Source organism: Pseudoalteromonas sp. TB25 (genome assembly GCF_000497995.1).
Taxonomy (GTDB): domain Bacteria; phylum Pseudomonadota; class Gammaproteobacteria; order Enterobacterales; family Alteromonadaceae; genus Pseudoalteromonas; species Pseudoalteromonas distincta.
This window is the reverse complement of sequence record NZ_AUTI01000158.1, coordinates 1-533: the sequence shown is the minus strand read 5'-3', so window position 1 is coordinate 533 and position 533 is coordinate 1. Positions and strand designations below refer to the sequence as shown.

Sequence of the window (533 nt, the reverse complement as noted above, 5' to 3'; positions counted from 1 at the left end):
ATTATGCAAATGGTACGCGCCCACAAATAGGTAAAAACTTAGCCATAGCAGAATGGCCAACCGATGCCGACGAAACAGGTAAAACAGGCTTTGCCGACTATGTATTGTTTGTAGGTTTACAACCGGTAGGGGTTGTTGAGGCTAAAAAAATAAATATCGATGTATGCGGCAAATTAGCAGAGGCGCAGCGGTACAGTATTTACTTTAATCTTGATCATTTAAACGCAGAAATCCAAGCGCGAGCTGCAAACGATGCAGAGCATCAAAAAGTAGCAGAGCAGCTACAAACTCAAAACAGCTACCAAATTACGTGGAAAGAATCCAAAGAGCCAAACGCACGCAGCTATAAAATACCGTTTGTATTTTCAACAAACGGGCGAGAGTACCGCCGCCAGTTATTAAGTAAAAGCGGTATTTGGTATCGCGATGTACGTAAAGTGAGTAACCAAGCTAAAGCATTACCTGCATGGCATACACCAGGCGAACTAAAAGCTAAGCTCGATGGCAACATAGATGCCGCGCAGCAATGGCTC

General features: G+C 43.9%; 1 pseudogene. It reads left to right on the top strand.

From position 1 onward, the window contains the following. Positions 1–533, top strand: a pseudogene (locus tag L652_RS01000000123205) (type I restriction endonuclease); the annotation flags it as partial.